The following is a 20,116-nucleotide window of genomic DNA, read 5'->3' as shown; positions in this document are numbered from 1 at the left end:
TTAAATCCTAAAACGAAAGCAAGTCCCGCAAGCCCCAAATGGCTTCGGAGGCCCGCAACTAAAGATTCTTGCGTTGGCCGCATACCAGTGTACCCTCACAGACCATTTTCTGTTTTTTTTCAAACCGAAAATGGTCTGTGAGATAAAATCGGATTTTGTTTCTGCTAAAAACATCTTCCCCTCAATCCTGACCAGTTTTAGATGAGCGGCCAACATCGCAGCCGAAGCACCTGTCGATCAGAATTAACTTCTCTTTCTTTTAACCACCCAATTCCGGACCGGACCATGATCAAAATCAAAAAAAACTTCCTGATCACCATCGACGGACCCTCCGGAGCCGGCAAGAGCACGATCAGTCGTAAAATAGCCGCCGCCCTCGACTTCGCCTACATTGATACCGGAGCTATGTACCGTTGCGTAGGCTGGGCGGCTCTCCAGACCGGCCTTGACCTTAATGACGGCAAAGCACTGCAACCTCTGCTCGACAGAATCCAGATCCGCTTTCGCGCAAAAGACGGAGAAAATCTGGTTTTTTGCAACGGGCATGAAGTCACCGCCGCCATTCGGACACCGGCTATTGACCAGGCCGCTTCAGCTGTCTCACGGCATCCCGAGGTTCGTTGCGCCCTGCTTCCTCTGCAGCGAGCCACCGCTTCACAACAGAGTTCAATTATTGATGGACGTGACGCCGGCACCGTAATCTTCCCGGCGGCCGACCTCAAGATCTATCTGGATGCCGATTTGGCAACCCGCGCGCAACGCCGTTACCTGGAGCAAAAAGAAAAAAACAACATTGATCTGCAACGGGTTACCACGGCCATCGCCGGACGCGATCTGGCTGACAGTTCCAGAACCGAGGCGCCTCTGCAAAAAGCGCCGGACGCGGTCTTGATCGACACCACCCAACTCCATATAGAAGAGGTCTGCCAGATAATCATTTCTCTTTACCGGGAGAGGTTTTATGAACGCAAGATTTGAGCTCAAGGTTGCGGGCACGGCAGGTTTTTGTTTCGGAGTCCGCCGGGCCGTCAACCTGGCTGAAGAAGCTCCCCAAAAGTATCCAGGCCTGAAAATCAGAACCCTGGGACCGATCATTCACAACCCTCAGGTAGTCACTCAACTGACTGAAATGGGAGTCGCCCAGGTTAATTCAATCGACGAGCTTGACCCTGGGGTCGTGATTATCCGCTCGCACGGCATTACCCGCCAGTTGGCGCAGCAATTACAGGAACAACCGAACCTGACGATCGTCGACGCCACCTGTCCTTTCGTACGCCGGGCCCAGGAAATTGTCGCTCAGATGAGTGCCGACGGTTATCTTGTTATTATTATCGGCGAACCTGAACACCCTGAAGTAACCGGCCTGATCAGCTACGGCAGGCCGGAAACGACCCTGGTCATCTCCCGCCCGGATGATCTTCCGGAAGAGCTGCTCAGCCGTGCGAAACCGTCACGTATCGCCCTGCTCGCACAAACCACCCAAACGCAGCAGGTCTACCATGAAATCAGCAGCGCCCTACTGGCCCGCAAAGGAGAGCTGCGCTGTTTTAACACCATCTGCACCGCAACCAACGACCGGCAAAGCGAGGCTCTAGACCTGGCTGAAGGCTGCGATCTGATGCTCGTCATCGGCGGTCGTAACAGCGCTAACACCAACCGTCTCTTTGCGCTCTGCCGGGAAAAACAGACATCTTCATACCATATCGAAACCGCAGCCGATCTGCGTCCGAAATGGTTCAAAAATAAACGAAAAATTGGGATCAGCGCCGGGGCCTCCACTCCGCAATGGCTGATTGACGAAGTCTGCCAAAAACTGAAGACGATATCGTAATGCGAATCTTACCTCCCCCAAGACACCCTACCTGACCGCAAATAAATTTGTACCCTAATGCGGGAGCGAGCCCCGCGACCCAAAGGGGTCTTGCGGCCCGTACCTAAAGGCATTTCCATTGGTAACAAATAAGTGTTCTTATCAGAATATGCGCTTGTTTTTGCGGTTGAAAAAAAACAAGACAGAGCCTGTAGGCACTGGAAAAAGCCAGCGCCCCGGGGATAAACCGAACACGCTGGCTTCAGGAAAAGGGAAAAAGCCCTACCAAAGAGATTTCATCGACTATGCCGACTGGGCTTTGCGCCAACCGGCCGCAGCAAAAGCTTTCATCCGGCTGATACTCCAGCTTTTAAAGGTTTCTACATACTTTTTCCCGTCAACCTTGGCCAGAGCCACAATCTCCTGGCGTTCCCTGAGACTTTCTTCAAGATCGGTCGGCGACATGCCCTGCCAGGTTGCATAACGATTGTCAAACACATATTCCGGGGTCACAAGTTTTTTGTCAATGCCTTTTTTCCCGAGTAGATAGGTCGCCAGCTCCATATCGTATTCAATCAACCAGCCGTTATCCGCAAGCATTGAAAACTCGTTAAAAACCGGTTTATCCTCACACTGCGGACAATACACCCGATTAATAACCACAGCCGGTAAGATATTGTCAAGATTGCTGAATTGAGCCGTCTGATGCCCGCCCGAACACTGATGTTTAATCTCTACGCACATGATAAACTCCTTGAGCCAAGTTAAAATTTTGCTTGCGAGAAGCATTGGACAAAAGACAAACATCATCTTTTTAGTACTATTTACCAGCTAAAAATGGCTCTGTCAAGCAGTAAAGTCGAAAGCCTTACCGAACTGGCTGGACAGGTTTGCCGCCATCCCTCCTTCAACTCCGACCGCCAACTCTGGCCGAGCTTTATTCACGCCGGAACCTGACAACAAGGAACCTTTCCATGCTCACTCCCGAGCAAAACACCGATTTCCAACTAGCGATAAAGATTGATTTGTTCACGCAAATCAAGGGCTGCCGCACGGGCCTTGTCGGCAAAATCATCTTCCTTGCCGGCATAAATAATTCCTCGAGAAGAATTAATAACCAGTCCGGCTCGACGAGAATCAAGACCGGTTTCCATGACCGCCTGCAAATCACCCCCCTGAGCTCCAACCCCAGGGACCAACAGCGGCATATCTCCCACAAGCTTTCTTACCTGAGCAAGCTCACTCGGCCAGGTCGCGCCCACAACCAACAGAATGTTATGATTTTGGTTCCAGTCGGAAGCCGCCAGAGCGGCAATCTTCAGATATAGAGGCTGCCCATCAACCAGCAGTCCCTGCAATTCGATGCCACCGGGATTTGAGGTTCGGCAAAGAATCACAACCCCTTTTTCCCGGTACGCAAGAAAGGGCTGCAGAGAATCACCACCCAGATAGGGATTGACAGTTACCGCATCAGCCTGATAGCGTATAAAGGCTTCGAGGGCGTACATCTCCGCAGTGCTGCCGATATCGCCCCGCTTGGCGTCCAGAATGACCGGAATTTCCGGATAACAATCCTTTATGTAAGCGATAGTTGCGGCCAGTTCGGCCTCAGCCCCACAAGCGGCATAATAAGCAATCTGTGGCTTGTAAGCACAGACCAGATCAGCGGTGGCATCAATCAAATCACGATTGAACGCCAGCAGAGGCTGAGTCTTCCGCCGACAGACCCCTGGCAGCCGTTCCGGCGCAGGATCCAGACCGACACAAAGCAGAGAATTATTTTTTCTTTGCGCCAGTTCAAGTTTTTTGATAAAATTCATGCTATAATCCAGTTTCTGCAAATAGTATTTCAGCCTGCTTCAGGCGAAGTCCGGGCTGTAAACAGGGTAAACGAACAAACCGGTTACCACAAAAGAATTCCGACCTCTCAACATATTATTTTTTCTGGAAACTATTTTGCGCACGCAGAAAAAAATCACGCGGCTTTTGCCGGGACGGACTTTTTACCTGTCTGTACTTCTGATCCTCCTGATCCTTGCAAGCTGTAGCGGCCGCAGTCAACCGCTGACCATGGAAACAACCGCCTATTGTGGTTGCAGCCAGTGCTGCGGCTGGGAAAGAGGCAGCTGGAAATACCTGAAACTCGATTTCTGGAACCGCTACATCAGTAGCGGCAAGAACCGTGGTTTTCGGTATAGCGGCCTCACCGCCAGCGGCACACAACCCCGAGAACCCAACCCCGGCCTGTTCCGCAGACCTTGGTATATCGTGTTCCCCTGGCTTTGGTTTCCCCATGATGGAACCCTGGCAGCCGATACCAATTATTATCCGTTCGGCACCCGTTTCTATATTCCAGGCTACGGCTTTGGCATTGTTGAGGATCGTGGTTCAGCCATTAAAGGCAAGAACAGGCTTGACCTGTTCTTCAATGCGCACAGTCGGGCCTTGGAATGGGGGCGTCAGGAACTTAAAACATTCAAAGTTGATTAACATAGCTCTCATAACATGAAGCCAACGACCGCAACGGCGACAGTGACATCAAGGAAGACGCGATGAAAGACATCCTGATTTTTTTAGGCATTATAATCATCTGGTATTTACTTCAGGCCCACATTCTGCCCCGTCTGGGAATCTCGACCTGAATGAAGCCCTCCTGTCAGGTGACAGATACGAATTTTCCCCCCAAAACCTCCGCTCAACCAAAAGCCGACCAAGCTTCTCAAGGCCAGGAAAACAACCATGACCCATCATGATGCCAGCCATTACGCCGCCAAACACGGCAACGACCGAGAACTTCCGGAAACACTGCGAGAAGCACTCAATGAAAGCGCAAAAGACAACCGCCTAAGCTGTGCTCAGGCCCACCGGCTGGCGCAACTCAATCATCTAAGCCCGGCCGCCATCGGCCGGGCTGCCGATCTCCTGGAAATCCGCCTAACCGGCTGCCAGCTCGGCCTTTTCGGTCATAAAGGGAAAAACCCACCACCCACGAATGAACCCAGCCCGAAGTTAACCCGTCTCCTGCTGACTGAAAGTAGGGACCATCACCTCAGCTGTCTTCAGGCCTGGAAACTCGCGGCCGACAACGGTTACGCCAAAATTGATATCGGCCGCGCCTGCAATACCCTGAACCTTAAGATTTCCCCTTGTCAGCTGGGCGCGTTTTAAACTTCGGGCTGCGGACTATCAATAAGTAGCATCAGCCGGGAAGTTCCTGAAGACGAATCAAATGTTCCTTCTTGATTTCGTCGACCAACCAGGAACAGGCGGCAAAAGCTTCACGACGGGTGGCCGCGGAACAGACCACCAGGAGGACATCATCGCCAGGACCGACTCGGCCAAGGCGATGTATCACCAGAATCCGATGCAGCTGGAAATTCCAGGCGGCTTCTCCGGCAATCAGGCGCAATCCGTCAACGACATCTTCGACCAAGGCCTCCAGAATGACTGCCGCGAACTCCGACAGAACCTTGCCGGGAATCTTGACTCGCCCGTGATGCATAACCACGGTCCCGGTAGCAACACTTTCCCTGCCAATAAACCGCGCATACTGCTCCGCGACGGAAAAAGGTTTTGCTGAAACCACAGCTTCGATCTCAGGCCCCAGACCTGCATGCCCCATCACAAATCCTCCAGAATTATTTCGACCGGGGTCTTATAACGTTTACGATTATTACAATCCTTACAGCAGACCACCACATTTCCCTTAACACTGCGCCCCCCCCGGGATAACGGCACCACATGATCCATGGTCAGCTCGGTCGGAGCAAAACGCCTTTCGCAGTAATGACAAATCCCTTCCTGGACAAGCCTCTGCCAGAAATGACTAGCCCTCAGCTGCCGGGCTTTTTCCCGTTCCCGACGAACATGATGGCTGTCGTTTTCGATTTCAATCCAGTCATTCATACCGTTCGCCAACAAATCCACGGTTATTTTCAGACCATTTTGCGGCCAGCCGTTCCAGTTCCTCAGGGGTATCGATTCCTCCCCAGGCTGAAGCGCAGGTCAGAATCTCGATCGGCACCCCGTTTTCCAGCCAGTTCAGCTGCTCCAGGTTCTCGGCCCCCGCCAGTACCCCGGGACGCAGATGTTGCAGATTGCGTAAAAACTCGCCACTATAGCCGTAAACCCCAAGATGCTGATACACTCCCGGACAACCACCCTGAAACCCCCGGCAGGCGACTTCCAGATCCTGGTAAAAAGGGATTGCGGAACGTGAAAAATAGAGAGCCTTTCCAACAAAATCGAAAACCACCTTAACCACATGAGGCGAATGGTAATCAATCTTCTGCTGAAGTTCAGCGGCCGCCGAAACCACCAGGCCGGGGTCACTCCGTTCTTGGAGACGCCGAATAACCCGATCCACGAGACCGGGCTCAATCCCCGGTTCATCGCCCTGAACATTAATAAACCATTTGACTTCAGGATGCCTATGCGCAACCTCAGCCAAACGAGCCGTACCGCTTGGATGCGAAGAAGCAGTCATCACGACCCGTCCTCCAGCCGCTTCAACCGTCTCGGCAATCCTCCTATCATCGGTGGCCACCACCACCTGGTCAGGCAGACGGGCCGCCCGGCAAGCCTCCAGAACCCAGAGCACCATCGCCTTGCCACACAACAAAGCCAGAGATTTTCCTGGAAAACGCCGAGCCTGGTAACGGGCTGGAATAACCACCCAGACCTCTTCATTTACTGCCATAAAATCCACCCTTCTTGTCCGGCCCGAACCAACCTCTTCCAAAAACCTGAATTCACTGCGACGGCGCTCATGGCACCGCATAGTTTTAGTAAAACCTTCAAAAGCGTTCCCCCGATAAGATATATCAACACGGATAAAAATAAAAAACAACTGAAAAATAAAAAAAAACTTGACAAGCATAGCTGTTTTCACTAGCTATACCGGCAAAATATACTTCAGGAGGAAGGTATGGGCAATGTCACAATGAAGGGCTTCAGTTACCAGATGGGCAAATTGTGCAGACTAGCGAGCCGCAAAGTCAAACTGATGGCCATCAGTAACCGCCGCAAACAGCAGCTGCGCCACCTGGGAGAGAGAGTATACATCTTCAAGGCCCTGCAACAGGATGAAGACATCTGGGAAAAAGACGAGATTTCCCAATTACTTCTGACTATCGCCGACCTTGATCAAGAACAGGAAATGATCATTGATGAAATCAATGAAATAAAGGCTGAGGCCCCACCTGTGAATGATACCTGTCGCCACAGCTGTCGAATCGAAGATTCAACTTCTCCGGCAGCCGACCCGCAGGAGCCTGCGGCAACTGTCGCTGACTCCCCGCCGGCCGCACCGGAAAACCCTTCGACGACAACCGGCGCTGGCGATGCAAAACCTGACGCCGAGACCACGACTCGGGCAAAATCCACGAAGTCGCGAGCTGCATCAAAAAAAACCGCAACCGACAACAAAGAAGAGCCGGCCAAAGCTTAACGGCTCATAAACCAGACGTCACCAGGATCAGATTCCTTCCGGCGGCTGGCAATGGCTGCGAAAGTCAAAGCCCAACATTAAAGTGTTTAATGTTGGGCTTTCTATTCTTGGCTAAAACGACCTCGCTCATAGCCGGTCTCCGACAGCACACTCAGACAGACAGACTATCACAAGTTTTTTTGCAGGTGATGTTTTTATCCACCACTCTGCTTTTTCATTGATTCATTTTTTTTCATATGTTAAGTAACCAAGTTTCGCAAACACTTGCTTTTCCAGTATTTATTAGTTTTTATTCATAATCACGGCGGCGTCGGTTCAGGGGCATTGCGACAAGCGCAAGCGGTTCTTTCTGCATCTTCCGAGCGGAACAATTATAGTCATTGCTTACATAAAGGATACCAACAAATGTCAAAAGGGAAAATTTCCGTCCGCAGGGAACTGCGGGAACCAGATGTCTTTATCAAAACAACCTATTCAACTCTGAGTTACATCAGCCATTACCGCAGAATCATCACCCTAACATCAATCATTGTGATCGCGCTTTTGGCCACAGCTATTGGGGCATACTGGTACAAATGCAGCACTGAGCAAAAGGCCAAAAATTTACTCAACCAAGCGCTTTACGCCTTGGCCAGTTCCGCCCCGAACGCCACCGTAGAGCAGAAATTGCAATCCATCATCACCACCTACGCCAGCAGCTCCGCCCGGCCGCTGGCCGAGTATTTAAGCGGAAATCTTAAATACCGTTCCGGCCAACATCAGGAAGCGGTTACCTTTTACCAAGGAAAAAGAAAGAACAGCAACCGCCGGATTCGGGATCTGGAGGATTTTTCCCTGGCCATAATTGCATTTGAAGAAAAAAATTATACCTCCGCCATTTCAATCCTGGAACAACTACAAAGCCAGCGCTCATTTATTACCGAGGATCTCTATATTCTTCTGGGTTTGAGTTATGAAAAAAACGGTCAGGTGGAAAAAGCGGCAGCAAATTATGACAATATGATTCAACGGTTGCAAAACTCGGTTTTCAAACCCTGGGCCGAAGAAAGGCTGCTCACCCTGCGGAACCAAGCATGAAAAAAACTTCAGTGCGAAAATTGACCGCTTTTTTTTTACTTTCGTTTCTGCTCTCCTGCGGTCATGCTCCCAGCTCGACCGAGCCTCAGCGGTTAGCGGAGGAGACCTATGAAGACCTGCTGATGGCTTTCGCAGCTCACGATTACCAGCAGCTTAAGGAAAAACTGGCCCGGATAAAGACGAGCGGCATCGAAGATAAACGAATCTTTTATATCGAAGCCATTGTCGCTCTAGCCGAAAATCATCCTGCGGATGCCGTACCGGCCCTGCAGGCCGCCTTGGCGATTGACCCGGAATATGCCGAGGCTCACAACACCCTGGGAGCCGTCTACACCCAGCAGAAGCACTATGCCGAAGCCGAAAAAGCCTTGGCTAAAGCCGCCGGCAATCCCCTTTACCGAACTCCGGAAAAAGCTTTTCATCAGTTGGGTTACCTATACCAACTTCAAGGTAAACCTGAACAGGCCCTGGCATGCTATCAGAAGGCGCTCGCCATAAAAGCCGATTATTTTCCTTCACATTATGAACTGAGCCGGCTCTACTTTGATCTGAATAGATTTGAGGCGGCGGCCCTGGAAATTGAGCAGGCCAGGATCTTATCACCCACCCATCCCGGAGTCTGGCTGAGAAAAGCGAAAATCGCCCGAGCTCTTGGTGAATCAGCCGAGGCCGCCGCCGCTTTTGACGAGGTGCTCAAACTGCAACCTCGAGGCCTTTTTGCCGATGAAGCCGCAGCCGAGCTCGAGGCCCTGGGGAAATACCGTTGATTGTCGCGAAGACTGGAAGCCGGCTTAAATTAAATCAGACAAGGTAACTCAAAAGATGAACCTGGATAATGACAACAGCTTACGGCAACAACGCCTGAAAAAAATTGATCAGCTCAAAGAACTGGGAGTTAATCCCTTTGCCAACGACTTTACCCCTTCGGCCACGGCTGCCGCCATCCTTGACGAATACCAGGCTCTCGCGACTGAAGCGTTAGATGAGAGCGCGATTCCGGTATTAATCGCGGGACGCATAGTTTCACTGCGCCATTTCGGCAAAGCCGCCTTCGCCCATCTTCAGGATCGCAGCGCCAAAATCCAAATTTATATCCGCAAAAACCTGCTTGGTGATCAAGGCTACCAGATCTTTAAACTCCTCGACATCGGCGACACCGTGGGAATCAAAGGCACGGTTTTCAAAACCAAAACCGGAGAAATAACGGTAATGGCCGCCGAAATCAAACTCCTGACTAAATCCCTGCGCCCCCTGCCGGAAAAATGGCATGGCCTCAAAGACATCGAGACCCGCTACCGGCAACGCTATGTCGATCTGATCGTCAATCGTGAGGTCCGTGAGACCTTCATCACCAGAACCCGAATAATTGATTTTATTCGTGCCTTCTTCAAGGAGAAAGACTACCTTGAGGTCGAAACCCCGATGATGCAGGCCGTGGCCGGCGGGGCTACAGCCCGCCCATTCACAACCCATCATAATGCTTTAAACCTTGATTTGAACCTGCGGATTGCTCCGGAGCTATACCTCAAAAGATTGGTTGTCGGTGGGTTTGAAAGGGTTTTCGAAATCAATCGCAATTTCCGCAACGAGGGGATTTCAATCAAGCACAATCCTGAGTTTACCATGATTGAATTTTATCAGGCTTATGCCACCTACCTTGATCTGATGAGTATTACTGAAGAGCTGTTTGTTTCCCTCTGCCGAGCCATTAAAGGAGGAGAAAGACTCAGCTACCAGGGAATGGAAATCAGCCTCAGTCCACCCTGGGACCATCTGACCGTCATCGAGGCCATAGAAAAATATACCGGCATTGATCACCAAAGTCTAAATTCCCTTGAGAATCTTCATGCCCAGCTCGATCAGCTGGGTCTGGAAATGGCGCCTCAGGAAAAAGTGAGCCAGGCCAAATGTCTGATGAAAATATTCGATGAAAAGGTTGAAAGCCAGCTCATCCAACCGACCTTTATCACTGACTACCCAGTAGCCATTTCCCCGCTTTCACGTCGCAACGACAGCAACCCGGAAGTCACCGACCGCTTCGAGCTCTTTATTGCCGGCCGGGAAATAGCCAATGCCTTCTCCGAACTGAACGACCCCATTGACCAGAAAGAACGTTTTGAACAACAACTCCGAGAAAAGGTCGTCGGCGATACCGAGGCCCATCAATTCGACGCCGATTACCTCCGAGCCCTGGAGTACGGTCTGCCGCCAACTGCCGGTGAAGGCATTGGCATCGACCGCTTGGTAATGTTATTTACCGATGCCGCCTCGATCCGGGACGTAATCCTTTTTCCCCTGCTTAAACCTGAACAATAGAGGCGGTGGATTTGCGTTTCGAGTTATTCGTCGCCCTGCGCCATCTTCTGGCCCGACGTAAGCAGGTTTTCATTTCGCTGATTTCACTGATCTCGATTCTCGGGATAGCCCTCGGGGTTACCGCCCTGATCGTGGTCATCGCGGTCATGAGCGGCTTTGAAAACGAGTTGAAAAAAAAGATTCTCGGCAATACTTCTCATATCATGGTCATGAAATATGGCGGAGCGATCGACGACTACGAGAACTTAGCGGAAACCATCAGGCAAATCAAGGAGGTCAAACAGGCAACCCCGTTTATTCTGAATCAGGCGATGCTGACCCACGGCCGCCAGGTCAGCGGGGCTGGGATCCGGGGAATTGATTACGAAAAGGACCCCTTAAGTAAAAAAATCGAACTGATGATCGACAGCGGAAAATTTTTTTCCTGCCCGAAAATGGTATCTTCCACCACCCCGGAAATCATTCTCGGCAGCGAGCTGGCCAAAAATCTGGAGGTCAAGGCTGGTTCCAGCCTGCGTCTGATCGCCCCCGGAGGAGCGGTGACGCCGCTGGGACTGGTCCCGAGAATGCAACGTTTTACGGTTATCGGGACTTATACCTCAGGCATGTATCAATACGATTCAGCTCTGGCTTATATCGATATGAAAGCCGCGCAAACCTTTTTCGGCCTGCCGAATCAGGTCAGCGGGATCGCGGTTGAAACCGATCAGATCTACAACGCCGAAGCGGTAGCTGAAAAAATCCGCCAGAAGATCTCCTATCCCTACTGGGCCCGTGACTGGATCAGCATGAACCGCAACCTTTTCGCGGCCCTCAAACTGGAGAGGGTAACCATGTTTATAATTCTGGCCCTGATCATCATGGTGGCGGCTTTCAACATCATTTCAACCCTGATCATGGTGGTCATGGAAAAGCATAAGGAAATCGCCATACTGAAGACCATGGGCCTGAGCGCCCGCCGAATTATGAAAATTTTTATCTGGGAGGGGATGCTGATCGGATCGGCCGGAACCCTTATCGGTCTGCTGGGAGCTTTATCTCTCTGTGCAATTCTGAAAAGATACGATTTTATTACCCTCCCTGGCGATGTCTACTATTTTGAAACCTCATTACCGGTAGATCTCAAAGTTATCCATATGGCCATAACCGCGGGCCTGTCACTGCTGCTCTCATTTATTGCGACGCTTTACCCTTCTTATCGAGCTTCCCGGTTGCTGCCAGCAGAAGCCCTGCGCTATGAATAGGAAACCTTATGTCAGACGACCACCAGACAGGCAGACAGGCTTTTGGTTCCTTGAACAGTTCAATCCAAAAAGAAGAAAGTCTGCAGCAACTGGTCAACCGGGGTCGTTCACAGCTCCGGCTCGGCAAGCTTGCCGAAGGCCTTGAAACCTACTTTAAAGCGGCTACCGAGATGGTTCTGATCGGCAAACTCGGCAAGGCGGCGGCGGTTTACAAACTCATTTTAAAGGCCGCGCCGGGAAACAGCCTGGCTCTGACCCTGCTGGCCAGTCTTTACCACAACCAGGGGCTGGCGGAAGAAGCCCGGCAACTGGAGCAAGATCACAGGCGCAGCAATCCGGAACAGGAATCAGACCAGCTCCGAATTCTGGGAAAAGCCCTGCATCCCCTTTTTGACTTCAGCGAAACTGATCAGCTTGCCAGATTGAAGCAGATAGCAGGACTCTTCCAAATAAAGAATTTTGCGCCAGACTTGGTTCTCCTCCATGAAGGAGAAAGCAACCAAACCCTGTATGTCATTCTCGAAGAACTGGTTGAGGTCTACTGCAAAGGCTCAGACGAAAACACAAAATTGCCAATTATCACCCTGGCGTCGGGTTCCTTTTTCGGTGAATTCTCCCTGTTGACCGGAGAAGCCGCCAATGCTTCCATCAGGACCCTTGCAAGAAGCTGGATCGCGACCTTGACCCGTTGCGACCTGGATCGTCTGGCAGTTCATTTTCCTGAATTATTAACTCGCATGATTCATGTTTACAGATCCAGGAAACAGGACCTGTTACAAAAAAGAATCGCTCACCTTGCGCCCACAAAAGCCTGTTCTGCTCCCGTTTTCGCGGAAACTACAGGGACAGAAAAATGATCAAAGCAAACGCCTTAAGCAAAAGCTTTTTCCTCGACAAACAGGAAATCCAGATTTTAAGAGAAATCGATTTCGAGATCAAGGAGGGTGAGCGAATTGCGATCTGCGGCGAATCCGGAGCCGGGAAAAGCACCCTGCTGCAGATCATCGGAGCACTGGATAAACCGAGCAGCGGCGTCCTTCTCTTTGAGGGGATCAACATCTTTTCTCTCTCCGAGTTCAAGCTGGCCCGCTGGCGAAACACGGCTCTGGGTTTTGTTTTTCAGTTCCATCACCTACTGCCGGAATTCAGTGCCCTCGAAAATGTTATGACCCCGGCCCTGATCTACGGCAGCTGCAACTCTGAAGCAAAACAAAAAGCCACTCGGCTACTTGAACAGGTAGGCCTGCGGAAACGCCTCAAGCATAAGCCTGGAGAATTGTCCGGAGGTGAACAACAGCGCGTAGCTCTGGCCCGGGCACTGATCATGCAACCCAGAGCCGTGCTGGCCGATGAGCCAACCGGCAACCTTGACTCGACTACCAGTGATGAAATCACCGATTTGCTGCTGGAGTGCAACCAAGAGTTTAATACGACCCTGTTGCTGGTTACTCACAGTCAACGTCTGGCGCAGCGCATGGATCGTATTTTTTTTATGGACAATGGCAGGCTTCAGAAAAGCTGATTTATTTTCAGCCCGGAATTTGCCCGAAAAAACTATCACCGCCGGAAAAATTATCACTGTATGAAAAGCAAACTAATTAATCGTCGCTCGGCGCCCGGCCCATATCTATATCTGCCTGCAATCCTTCTCTTCTGGGGCCTTTTTTCCATTATTTCTGGCGTCTCCCCAGTGTTTTCAGCCAGCGACGATCCGTTTACAGACAAACCGGTGACCGCGATTGTCATCCTCGGCAACCAGAAGGTGACCAGGGATACCATAATCGACAAAATGAGCACCAAAATCGGGGCTCCCCTCTCGCCAGTTACCCTGGACAAGGATCTCAAAGACCTTTTCAGCCTCGGTTTTTTTGAGAACCTGATGATCAATTTAAAAGAGCTCGACAACGGGGTTGAAGTTGCTGTTATCGTGATTGAAAAGCCGACTATCAGTGCGATTCTCATCAAAGGCAACCAAAAGATTACCCGTAAAGATCTCCTCAAGGAAATAACCTTGCATACCTTCAGCATCCTCAGTGAAGAACGGCTGCAGGAAAGTCGGGAGAAACTGGAACTGTTCTATCATGAAAAAGGGTTTTATTCGGTTCGCATCAAAACGAAAACCGTCAGCGCCGGCAAAAATACGGTTCAGGTGGCTTTTATTATCGACGAAGGCCCTAAATGCTACATTAAAAAAATCCGTTTTCACGGCAACCATAGTTTCCGGGCCTGGACTTTAAAGCGACAGCTGCAAAGCAAAACCTACAATCTATTCCTGAGCTGGGCCACTGAAGCCGGCGTCCTGAAAAAAGATCAGCTCGAAAATGACTCCAAGCTGTTAAAATCATTTTACTTAAGCGAGGGCTACGTTCAGGTTCGTATCAGCAAACCCAAAGTCACCATGGATGACAATCGAAAATGGATCTACCTTGACTTCGACATTGATGAAGGTGAAGTTTTTTCAATGGGCAAGGTAGAAATTGTTGATCCAGACAGTGAATCTGAGTTGACCGATAATTTGGTTAAAATTCTTCAGGGAAAGAGCGGAAAAACCTTCAGCAACCTCAGCCTCCAGAATGACATTGAAACCCTGTCAACCTTTTTTGCCGATCGCGGTTATGCATATGTCGACATAGATCCGCAAACCAATATTGATCCGGAAAAAAGAAAGGTTGATATTGCTTACCACATCAACCGGGGCAGTAAATTTCATTTTGGACGGATTGCCATCGCCGGCAACACGAAAACCCGAGACAAGGTCATCCGCCGTGAACTGCGTTTTGCCGAAGGTGATCTGTTCAGCGCCTCCGCCCTGAAACGCAGCCGGGAACGTATCATCAATACCCAATTTTTTTCGGAAGCCGATCTCCAGACAATCCAAAATGATGATGATACCATTGATGTCAAGGTCAAGGTAGTTGAGGGGCCGACCGGAACTTTCAGCGTCGGTCTGGGCTACAGCACGGTTGACAGTATTATCGGAATTGCCAACATCTCGCAAAAAAACTGGCTGGGGAAAGGCCTGGATGCAACTTTTAATGTCGAACTTTCCGGTTCACGTCAATTTTACAATATCGGCCTGACCGACCCCTATTTTCTTGATATGAACATAAGTTCAGGGTTAAATATCTACAACGAGGAATATGAATACGATGCCTACGACACGAAGCAACGGGGTATAAGATTCCACTTCGGAAAGCCAATCAATGAGTATACCAGCTGGTCGGCCGGTTACCGCTGGGAGAAGGTCAAAATTTTCAATATCAGTGAAACCGCCTCCGATTATATCCGGGACGAGGAAGGAACCACAACGACCAGCCAGGTCTACTTTTCATTAATCCGGGACAGGCGTGACAACTATCTGTTCCCGACCAGGGGTTATAAACTCAAAGGGACGCTGGTCTTTGCCGGAGGACCGCTGGGCTTTGATAATGACTTTTATAAAATCATTATCGAAGGCCATAAATTCTATCCCTTTAAGTGGGACAGTGCTTTTCATCTTTGGGGTCTGTTCGGCTATGCTGATGGCTACGGCGGTCAGGAATTACCGCTTTACGAAAGATTTTACGTCGGCGGTTTGAAAACGGTTCGGGGTTTTGATTTCGGCGAAGCCGGACCGAAGGATGAAAACGGCGATGTTATCGGGGGGACCAAGGAACTGATCTTAAGTGCCGAATGGATTTTCCCTTTACTGAAGGACATGGGCCTCAATGGGGTAATTTTTTACGATGCCGGCAAGGCTTTTGATCATGACGAAAATTTAAGCTTTGATCTGCGCCACAGCGTCGGTTTCGGAATTCGCTGGAAATCGCCGATGGGCCCATTAAGAATTGAATGGGGTTTTAACCTGAATCCTGAAGATGATGAAAAAAGCAGTGTCTGGGATTTCTCGGTCGGAACCTTCTTCTGATTTTTCCCTAAAGAACCTTACATCCTGAAAGCAACACACCGATCAGCAAATCGAAGTCAAGAATGATATCGGGTCCGTTTTTTTATACATAAGGAGGTTGACGTCTCAAGGTCATAAGCTTCAGAATCATATAAATTGACCTTAAAAGATGGCTTAGCCATTATTTTGAGGTTGCGGGACTCACTCCCGCATCAAATCTTAAAGGCTCATAAATTATTTAGGGGGTAGGAAAAATGAAAAAAAATGTATTAAGTGCCATATTAACCATCTGCATTTTATTATTCGCCGCAAGCTCTGGTGTCAGCGCCGCGGAACAGGCATTCAAATTCGGCTATATCGATCTGCAAAAGGTCATGGCCCTTTCCAGCCAGGGTCAAGTGGCGACCCAGAAAATACAGGCGAAGCAAGATCAGCTTCGAACCGAACTGCAGGCCAAGCAGACGGAAATTTCCGTGGTCAAGGATGAGTTGGAACGCCAAGGCATGATGCTGAGTCCGGAGAAAAGAACCGAGAAGGAAAGTGACTACCAGAAGATGGTCCGCGATTTTAAGATTTTTGTTTCAGATTCAGAAAAAGACATGAAAGCCCTGGAAGGAGAATTCCTGAAAAAGATGCTTAAAGAGCTTGAGGAAGTGACGGCTGAATTCGGTAAAAATGGCAAGTATCAGCTTATTCTGGAAAAACGCAGCGGCATCATCTATGCCGATGAGACTTTCGATGTCACCGACGACCTCATTAAAGCCTATGATCAGTGGATCAAGGCCCAGGGGAAAAAATAGGTTAGCATATGACTCTCCCTTTCATGGATATTCAGCAGGTCATGCAGTATCTGCCTCATCGCTATCCGTTTTTGCTGGTTGACAGGATTCTGGAAATCTCCGAAGACAGTATTGTCGGATGCAAGAACGTTACTATCAATGAACCTTTTTTCAACGGCCATTTCCCTGGTTTTCCCGTCATGCCCGGAGTCTTAATCGTTGAGGCCATGGCTCAGACGGGAGGAATCTTTGCGTTGCATACACTGCAGCTCAAGGTTGCCGAGGATCCGGATACCAAGGTTTTTTTCATGAGCATTAACAAAGCCCGCTTCCGTAAACCGGTAAAACCGGGAGACAGCTTGATTATGACCATGGAATTACTTAACCGGCGGCGCAATATCTGGAAGTTCAAGGGTCGGGCCGAAGTTGACGGCCATCTGGTCAGCGAAGCTGAAATGATGGCCAGCATAGGATAATATTAACATGTCAATTCATCCAAGCGCTATCATCTCCAAGCAGGCCGTAATCGCCGAGGGAGTGACAATCGGCCCCTATGCCGTCATTGAAGGTGAAGTAAATATAGGACGTGACTCCGTCATCGATCACCACGCCACCGTTAAGGGAAAAACCATTATCGGAACCTCATGCCGTATTTTCCCTTACGCTCTGGTCGGCACCGATCCTCAGGACCTCAAACATCAGGAAGGCCCCTCCGACCTTATTATCGGAGACTATACGACTATCAGGGAATATGCGACTATTAGCCGAGGCACTGCCCACGGAGGAGGAATTACCCGCATCGGTTCACACAATTTCATCATGGCTTATTCCCATATCGCCCATGATTGCCAGTTTGGGAACCATATTATTCTCTCAAACGGGGCCACTTTCGGCGGTCACAGTGAAGTTGAGGATCATGCCATTATCGGAGGACTCAGCGCCATCCATCAATTCTGTCGAATCGGCGCTTACGCATTTATCGGCGGGGCCTCCGGAGTTTCGCAGGACATTCCTCCCTTTGTCCTCGCGAATGGCAATCACACTCGTCTTTATGGGCTTAACGTTGAGGGGTTAAAAAGGCACAACTTCGACAAACACACCATCAGAACCCTTAACCAGACTTACCGTATTCTTTTCCGCACTACCGGGCTGTCTCTGACCAAAGCCATTGCCCGGGTTGAAAGCGAAATTGAAAATATCACTGAAGTCAGGCATATCATAAATTTCATCCAACAATCAAAGCGGGGCGTATGTCGAAGAAAATAGAACCTGAAAAACTCAGAGTCGGAGTTATTGGTGTAGGCCACCTGGGCGCTTTTCACGCCGAAAAGTATGCTCTGATCGATGAGGCTGAACTGATTGGAATCTTCGATCTTGATCATGATCGGGCTCGGGAGATCGGCCAGAAGATATCGGCACCGGTATATAATAATCTTGATGAGCTCCTTGACCACTGTCAGGCGGTCTCCATTGCAACCCCAACCTCATCCCATTTCACCCTGGCGCGCCAGGCGCTGCTGAAAAAAATCGATGTCCTGATCGAAAAACCAATCACAACCACCACCGATGAAGCCCGGAAACTTATTGCTCTGGCCCAAAAGCAGGACGCTGTCTTACAGGTTGGCCTGTTGGAGCGTTTCAATCCAGCCTATACCAATACCCGGCCACTGTTACTGAACCCTCGTTTCATCGAAATCCATCGCCTTTCGCCATTTACCTTTCGCAGTGTCGATATCGATGTAATTCTTGACCTCATGATTCACGATCTGGATCTTCTGGCGGCTATCGTCAAAAGCCCGATTACAACCCTCAATGCGGTCGGGGTTCCGATAATTTCCGAGCAGATTGATATTGCCAATGTCAGAGTCAATTTTGCAAACGGCGCGGTCGCCAATCTGACCGCCAGCCGGGTATCCTTGCACCGGGAACGCAGGATCAGAATTTTTCAACCTGACGGATACTTTTCTCTTGATTTCAGCAATTTCAGCACTACGATCTGCCGCCGGCAAGCGGGTAACTATCTGGAACCCTTTCCCAAAATCACTTCCGAAGAGCATAAATATCCGCAAAGTGACAACCTGCGCCTTGAAATTGAGGATTTTCTTGCCGCCGTTCGCCTGCGGCGCAGACCTACGGTAAGCGGTGAAGATGGTTTGGCGGCCTTGGAAACCGCAACCCGTATCAAGGAAGCCATCCGCATACAATCCAGCACCTGGCAATGAAGAAGCCAACTCCCCATCTGGTTATCGTTGCCGGTGAAGATTCAGGTGACCTGCATGGTGCCAATCTGGCAAAAGCCTTACGGCGACTATTGCCGGCCTGCCGACTTTCCGGTATCGGCGGGGAGAAAATGGCGGAAAATGGGGTTGAACTGATTTTTTCCTCAAAACGACTGGCGGTTGTGGGAATTTTTGAGGTGTTAAGTCGCTTGGGTGACATTATTCTCGGCGCCCGCAGCATTCGACGGCATTTGGCCGCAAGTCGTCCTGATTTGTTGATCCTGATTGATTTTCCCGACTTCAATCTGAACCTGGTGGCCCCTTTTGCCCGGCGCTTGCGGATCCCGATAGTTTACTATATAAGTCCCCAGATCTGGGCTTGGCGCCAGGGACGCATCAATAAAATCCAGCGCCTGGTAAAAAAGATCTTGGTCATTCTTCCCTTTGAAGAAGATTTTTATCGGCGCCGCCAAGTCACCAAGGTTGAATATGTTGGCCACCCACTGCTTGACCAGTTCAAATCTTTTCATCTCCCTCCCCTGCAGGAACGTCCCGACATTGCCTTGATTCCCGGCAGTCGACCAGGAGAAATAAGACGAATCTTACCTCTGATGATATGCGCAGCCAGACTTTATCTGCGAGAAAAGCCCGAAAGCCATTTCCGCATTCCGGTGGCTCCATCGATTGACATCAGCGACATTGAAAAGATGATTCCGACGGCATTTCGCAAACATGTATCGATTCAAAAAGTTCCTCTGACCGAGGTTCTTGCCGGAGTCTCTTTTGCCTTGGTGACCTCTGGTACCGCCACGCTGGAAACCGCTCTGGCCGGAATTCCGATGGTAGTTATCTACAGGGTCAATGAACTTTCTTACCAGCTTGGTCGCAGGTTGATTTCGGTACCCTTTATCAGCCTTGTCAACCTGATTGCAGGCCGGGAAATTGTCCCGGAGCTGATTCAGCGAAAAGCTCGCCCTGAAACAATCGTTGAACAATTGCGCAAAACCCTCGATCACCCGAACAAATACCGACAAACCTGCCATGCACTTGCGGCAGTCCGGAAGAAACTGGAGCGTATTGGTACCTCCGCCAGCCCCTCCGAAAAAGCCGCTCAAGCCCTGTGTAAATTTTTGCGTGAAGAAATTGGACAGCAACCATAAAATAGACTTCTCACGAAAAATTTCCGGTGCGAATAAAACCCAGTTGGATAATAAAAGGTGTTGCGACAAAGCGTTTTTTTTTAATTTACAGAGAATTTCGAGGCCATAAGCGACCTAATCTTGGTTGTTTTTCGCTTCGAAGCTCCTTATTCAGTCCGCCGGTTTGATTTTTTGCT

The 20,116-nt window shown here is 50.0% G+C and carries 22 protein-coding genes; 17 read left to right on the top strand and 5 right to left on the bottom strand.

The window, feature by feature from the left end; all coding sequences use genetic code 11:
- Nucleotides 1-201: 201 nt before the first annotated feature.
- Together ENN66_11130 and ispH are read left to right on the top strand one after the other, a co-directional pair.
- Nucleotides 202-978, top strand: a complete 777-nt coding sequence (locus ENN66_11130) for a (d)CMP kinase (GenBank protein HDS17135.1) — start codon at nt 202-204, stop codon at nt 976-978.
- Complete coding sequence (gene ispH, locus ENN66_11125; protein HDS17134.1) at nt 962-1,831, top strand: 4-hydroxy-3-methylbut-2-enyl diphosphate reductase; 870 nt, start codon at nt 962-964, stop codon at nt 1,829-1,831. Before ENN66_11130 ends, ispH begins: the two co-directional genes overlap by 17 nt.
- Nucleotides 1,832-2,113: 282 nt before the next feature.
- Here the strand turns inward: ispH and ENN66_11120 are convergent, their stop codons facing one another.
- Together ENN66_11120 and pyrF are read right to left on the bottom strand one after the other, a co-directional pair.
- Nucleotides 2,114-2,554 carry a hypothetical protein gene (locus ENN66_11120; GenBank protein ID HDS17133.1) on the bottom strand — a complete coding sequence of 147 codons (441 nt, stop codon included), beginning with the start codon at nt 2,552-2,554 and terminating at the stop codon, nt 2,114-2,116.
- 263 nt (nt 2,555-2,817) lie between these two features.
- A complete protein-coding gene (gene pyrF, locus ENN66_11115) occupies nt 2,818-3,630 on the bottom strand; it encodes an orotidine-5'-phosphate decarboxylase (GenBank protein HDS17132.1) in 813 nt (270 codons plus the stop codon).
- Between the two features lie 250 nt (nt 3,631-3,880).
- Between pyrF and ENN66_11110 the strand changes: the two genes are divergently transcribed.
- Both ENN66_11110 and ENN66_11105 read left to right on the top strand, forming a co-directional pair.
- Nucleotides 3,881-4,300 (top strand): hypothetical protein, encoded by a 420-nt coding sequence (locus ENN66_11110; GenBank protein HDS17131.1) that lies wholly within the window; start codon nt 3,881-3,883, stop codon nt 4,298-4,300.
- Between the two features lie 249 nt (nt 4,301-4,549).
- A complete protein-coding gene (locus tag ENN66_11105; protein HDS17130.1) occupies nt 4,550-4,978 on the top strand; it encodes a hypothetical protein in 429 nt (142 codons plus the stop codon).
- 31 nt (nt 4,979-5,009) lie between these two features.
- On the opposite strand, the gene ENN66_11100 is transcribed toward ENN66_11105, so the two are convergent.
- From ENN66_11100 to kdsB, 3 genes are read right to left on the bottom strand one after another with little or no spacing between them, the layout of a single operon-like run.
- Nucleotides 5,010-5,432, bottom strand: a complete 423-nt coding sequence (locus ENN66_11100; GenBank protein ID HDS17129.1) for a molybdenum cofactor biosynthesis protein MoaE — start codon at nt 5,430-5,432, stop codon at nt 5,010-5,012.
- Nucleotides 5,432-5,716 carry an HNH endonuclease gene (locus ENN66_11095; GenBank protein ID HDS17128.1) on the bottom strand — a complete coding sequence of 95 codons (285 nt, stop codon included), beginning with the start codon at nt 5,714-5,716 and terminating at the stop codon, nt 5,432-5,434. Before ENN66_11095 ends, ENN66_11100 begins: the two co-directional genes overlap by 1 nt.
- Complete coding sequence (gene kdsB / locus ENN66_11090) at nt 5,709-6,689, bottom strand: 3-deoxy-manno-octulosonate cytidylyltransferase (protein HDS17127.1); 981 nt, start codon at nt 6,687-6,689, stop codon at nt 5,709-5,711. The genes ENN66_11095 and kdsB overlap by 8 nt, the downstream gene beginning before the upstream one ends.
- A 48-nt stretch (nt 6,690-6,737) precedes the next feature.
- Here kdsB and ENN66_11085 point away from each other — a divergent pair, with 48 nt between their 5' ends.
- The 13 genes from ENN66_11085 (at nt 6,738) to ENN66_11025 (ending at nt 19,940) form a co-directional block, all read left to right on the top strand.
- Nucleotides 6,738-7,259, top strand: coding sequence for a hypothetical protein (locus ENN66_11085; protein HDS17126.1), 522 nt, complete (start codon nt 6,738-6,740; stop codon nt 7,257-7,259).
- Between the two features lie 405 nt (nt 7,260-7,664).
- Nucleotides 7,665-8,336, top strand: coding sequence for a tetratricopeptide repeat protein (locus ENN66_11080; protein HDS17125.1), 672 nt, complete (start codon nt 7,665-7,667; stop codon nt 8,334-8,336).
- Nucleotides 8,333-9,103, top strand: coding sequence for a tetratricopeptide repeat protein (locus tag ENN66_11075; GenBank protein HDS17124.1), 771 nt, complete (start codon nt 8,333-8,335; stop codon nt 9,101-9,103). Before ENN66_11080 ends, ENN66_11075 begins: the two co-directional genes overlap by 4 nt.
- A gap of 55 nt (nt 9,104-9,158) precedes the next feature.
- Nucleotides 9,159-10,652, top strand: a complete 1,494-nt coding sequence (gene lysS, locus ENN66_11070) for a lysine--tRNA ligase (protein HDS17123.1) — start codon at nt 9,159-9,161, stop codon at nt 10,650-10,652.
- Between the two features lie 11 nt (nt 10,653-10,663).
- Nucleotides 10,664-11,896: a lipoprotein-releasing ABC transporter permease subunit gene (locus ENN66_11065; protein ID HDS17122.1), complete on the top strand. Its 1,233-nt coding sequence runs from the start codon at nt 10,664-10,666 to the stop codon at nt 11,894-11,896.
- A gap of 8 nt (nt 11,897-11,904) precedes the next feature.
- Nucleotides 11,905-12,753 carry a cyclic nucleotide-binding domain-containing protein gene (locus tag ENN66_11060; protein HDS17121.1) on the top strand — a complete coding sequence of 283 codons (849 nt, stop codon included), beginning with the start codon at nt 11,905-11,907 and terminating at the stop codon, nt 12,751-12,753.
- On the top strand, nt 12,750-13,418 hold the full coding sequence (locus ENN66_11055) for an ABC transporter ATP-binding protein (GenBank protein HDS17120.1): 669 nt from the start codon (nt 12,750-12,752) through the stop codon (nt 13,416-13,418). The genes ENN66_11060 and ENN66_11055 overlap by 4 nt, the downstream gene beginning before the upstream one ends.
- Before the next feature lie 60 nt (nt 13,419-13,478).
- Nucleotides 13,479-15,803 carry an outer membrane protein assembly factor BamA gene (bamA, locus tag ENN66_11050; protein ID HDS17119.1) on the top strand — a complete coding sequence of 775 codons (2,325 nt, stop codon included), beginning with the start codon at nt 13,479-13,481 and terminating at the stop codon, nt 15,801-15,803.
- A gap of 233 nt (nt 15,804-16,036) precedes the next feature.
- Complete coding sequence (locus ENN66_11045) at nt 16,037-16,582, top strand: OmpH family outer membrane protein (protein ID HDS17118.1); 546 nt, start codon at nt 16,037-16,039, stop codon at nt 16,580-16,582.
- A 23-nt stretch (nt 16,583-16,605) separates the two neighbouring features.
- Nucleotides 16,606-17,037 carry a 3-hydroxyacyl-ACP dehydratase FabZ gene (gene fabZ, locus ENN66_11040; GenBank protein ID HDS17117.1) on the top strand — a complete coding sequence of 144 codons (432 nt, stop codon included), beginning with the start codon at nt 16,606-16,608 and terminating at the stop codon, nt 17,035-17,037.
- Nucleotides 17,038-17,044: 7 nt separating this feature from the next.
- Nucleotides 17,045-17,827: an acyl-ACP--UDP-N-acetylglucosamine O-acyltransferase gene (locus ENN66_11035; GenBank protein HDS17116.1), complete on the top strand. Its 783-nt coding sequence runs from the start codon at nt 17,045-17,047 to the stop codon at nt 17,825-17,827.
- Nucleotides 17,812-18,783, top strand: coding sequence for a Gfo/Idh/MocA family oxidoreductase (locus tag ENN66_11030; GenBank protein HDS17115.1), 972 nt, complete (start codon nt 17,812-17,814; stop codon nt 18,781-18,783). The genes ENN66_11035 and ENN66_11030 overlap by 16 nt, the downstream gene beginning before the upstream one ends.
- On the top strand, nt 18,780-19,940 hold the full coding sequence (locus ENN66_11025) for a lipid-A-disaccharide synthase (GenBank protein ID HDS17114.1): 1,161 nt from the start codon (nt 18,780-18,782) through the stop codon (nt 19,938-19,940). The genes ENN66_11030 and ENN66_11025 overlap by 4 nt, the downstream gene beginning before the upstream one ends.
- The last annotated feature ends 176 nt before the right edge of the window (nt 19,941-20,116 follow it).

Source organism: Pseudomonadota bacterium (assembly GCA_011049115.1).
Taxonomy (GTDB): domain Bacteria; phylum Desulfobacterota; class Anaeroferrophillalia; order Anaeroferrophillales; family Tharpellaceae; genus DSCM01.
The sequence above is the reverse complement of the archived record's forward strand: the minus strand, read 5'-3'. Positions and strand labels throughout refer to the sequence as shown.

Excerpts from the sequence above, each read along its gene's own strand:
- ENN66_11130 (HDS17135.1), top strand. The coding sequence starts at position 202 with ATGAGCGGCCAACATCGCAGCCGAAGCACCTGTCGATCAGAATTAACT.
- ispH (HDS17134.1), top strand. The coding sequence starts at position 962 with ATGAACGCAAGATTTGAGCTCAAGGTTGCGGGCACGGCAGGTTTTTGT.
- ENN66_11120 (HDS17133.1), bottom strand. The coding sequence starts at position 2,554 with ATGTGCGTAGAGATTAAACATCAGTGTTCGGGCGGGCATCAGACGGCT.
- pyrF (HDS17132.1), bottom strand. The coding sequence starts at position 3,630 with ATGAATTTTATCAAAAAACTTGAACTGGCGCAAAGAAAAAATAATTCT.
- ENN66_11110 (HDS17131.1), top strand. The coding sequence starts at position 3,881 with ATGGAAACAACCGCCTATTGTGGTTGCAGCCAGTGCTGCGGCTGGGAA.
- ENN66_11105 (HDS17130.1), top strand. The coding sequence starts at position 4,550 with ATGACCCATCATGATGCCAGCCATTACGCCGCCAAACACGGCAACGAC.
- ENN66_11100 (HDS17129.1), bottom strand. The coding sequence starts at position 5,432 with ATGGGGCATGCAGGTCTGGGGCCTGAGATCGAAGCTGTGGTTTCAGCA.
- ENN66_11095 (HDS17128.1), bottom strand. The coding sequence starts at position 5,716 with ATGAATGACTGGATTGAAATCGAAAACGACAGCCATCATGTTCGTCGG.
- kdsB (HDS17127.1), bottom strand. The coding sequence starts at position 6,689 with ATGCTTGTCAAGTTTTTTTTTATTTTTCAGTTGTTTTTTATTTTTATC.
- ENN66_11085 (HDS17126.1), top strand. The coding sequence starts at position 6,738 with ATGGGCAATGTCACAATGAAGGGCTTCAGTTACCAGATGGGCAAATTG.
- ENN66_11080 (HDS17125.1), top strand. The coding sequence starts at position 7,665 with ATGTCAAAAGGGAAAATTTCCGTCCGCAGGGAACTGCGGGAACCAGAT.
- ENN66_11075 (HDS17124.1), top strand. The coding sequence starts at position 8,333 with ATGAAAAAAACTTCAGTGCGAAAATTGACCGCTTTTTTTTTACTTTCG.
- lysS (HDS17123.1), top strand. The coding sequence starts at position 9,159 with ATGAACCTGGATAATGACAACAGCTTACGGCAACAACGCCTGAAAAAA.
- ENN66_11060 (HDS17121.1), top strand. The coding sequence starts at position 11,905 with ATGTCAGACGACCACCAGACAGGCAGACAGGCTTTTGGTTCCTTGAAC.
- ENN66_11055 (HDS17120.1), top strand. The coding sequence starts at position 12,750 with ATGATCAAAGCAAACGCCTTAAGCAAAAGCTTTTTCCTCGACAAACAG.
- bamA (HDS17119.1), top strand. The coding sequence starts at position 13,479 with ATGAAAAGCAAACTAATTAATCGTCGCTCGGCGCCCGGCCCATATCTA.
- ENN66_11045 (HDS17118.1), top strand. The coding sequence starts at position 16,037 with ATGAAAAAAAATGTATTAAGTGCCATATTAACCATCTGCATTTTATTA.
- fabZ (HDS17117.1), top strand. The coding sequence starts at position 16,606 with ATGGATATTCAGCAGGTCATGCAGTATCTGCCTCATCGCTATCCGTTT.
- ENN66_11035 (HDS17116.1), top strand. The coding sequence starts at position 17,045 with ATGTCAATTCATCCAAGCGCTATCATCTCCAAGCAGGCCGTAATCGCC.
- ENN66_11030 (HDS17115.1), top strand. The coding sequence starts at position 17,812 with ATGTCGAAGAAAATAGAACCTGAAAAACTCAGAGTCGGAGTTATTGGT.
- ENN66_11025 (HDS17114.1), top strand. The coding sequence starts at position 18,780 with ATGAAGAAGCCAACTCCCCATCTGGTTATCGTTGCCGGTGAAGATTCA.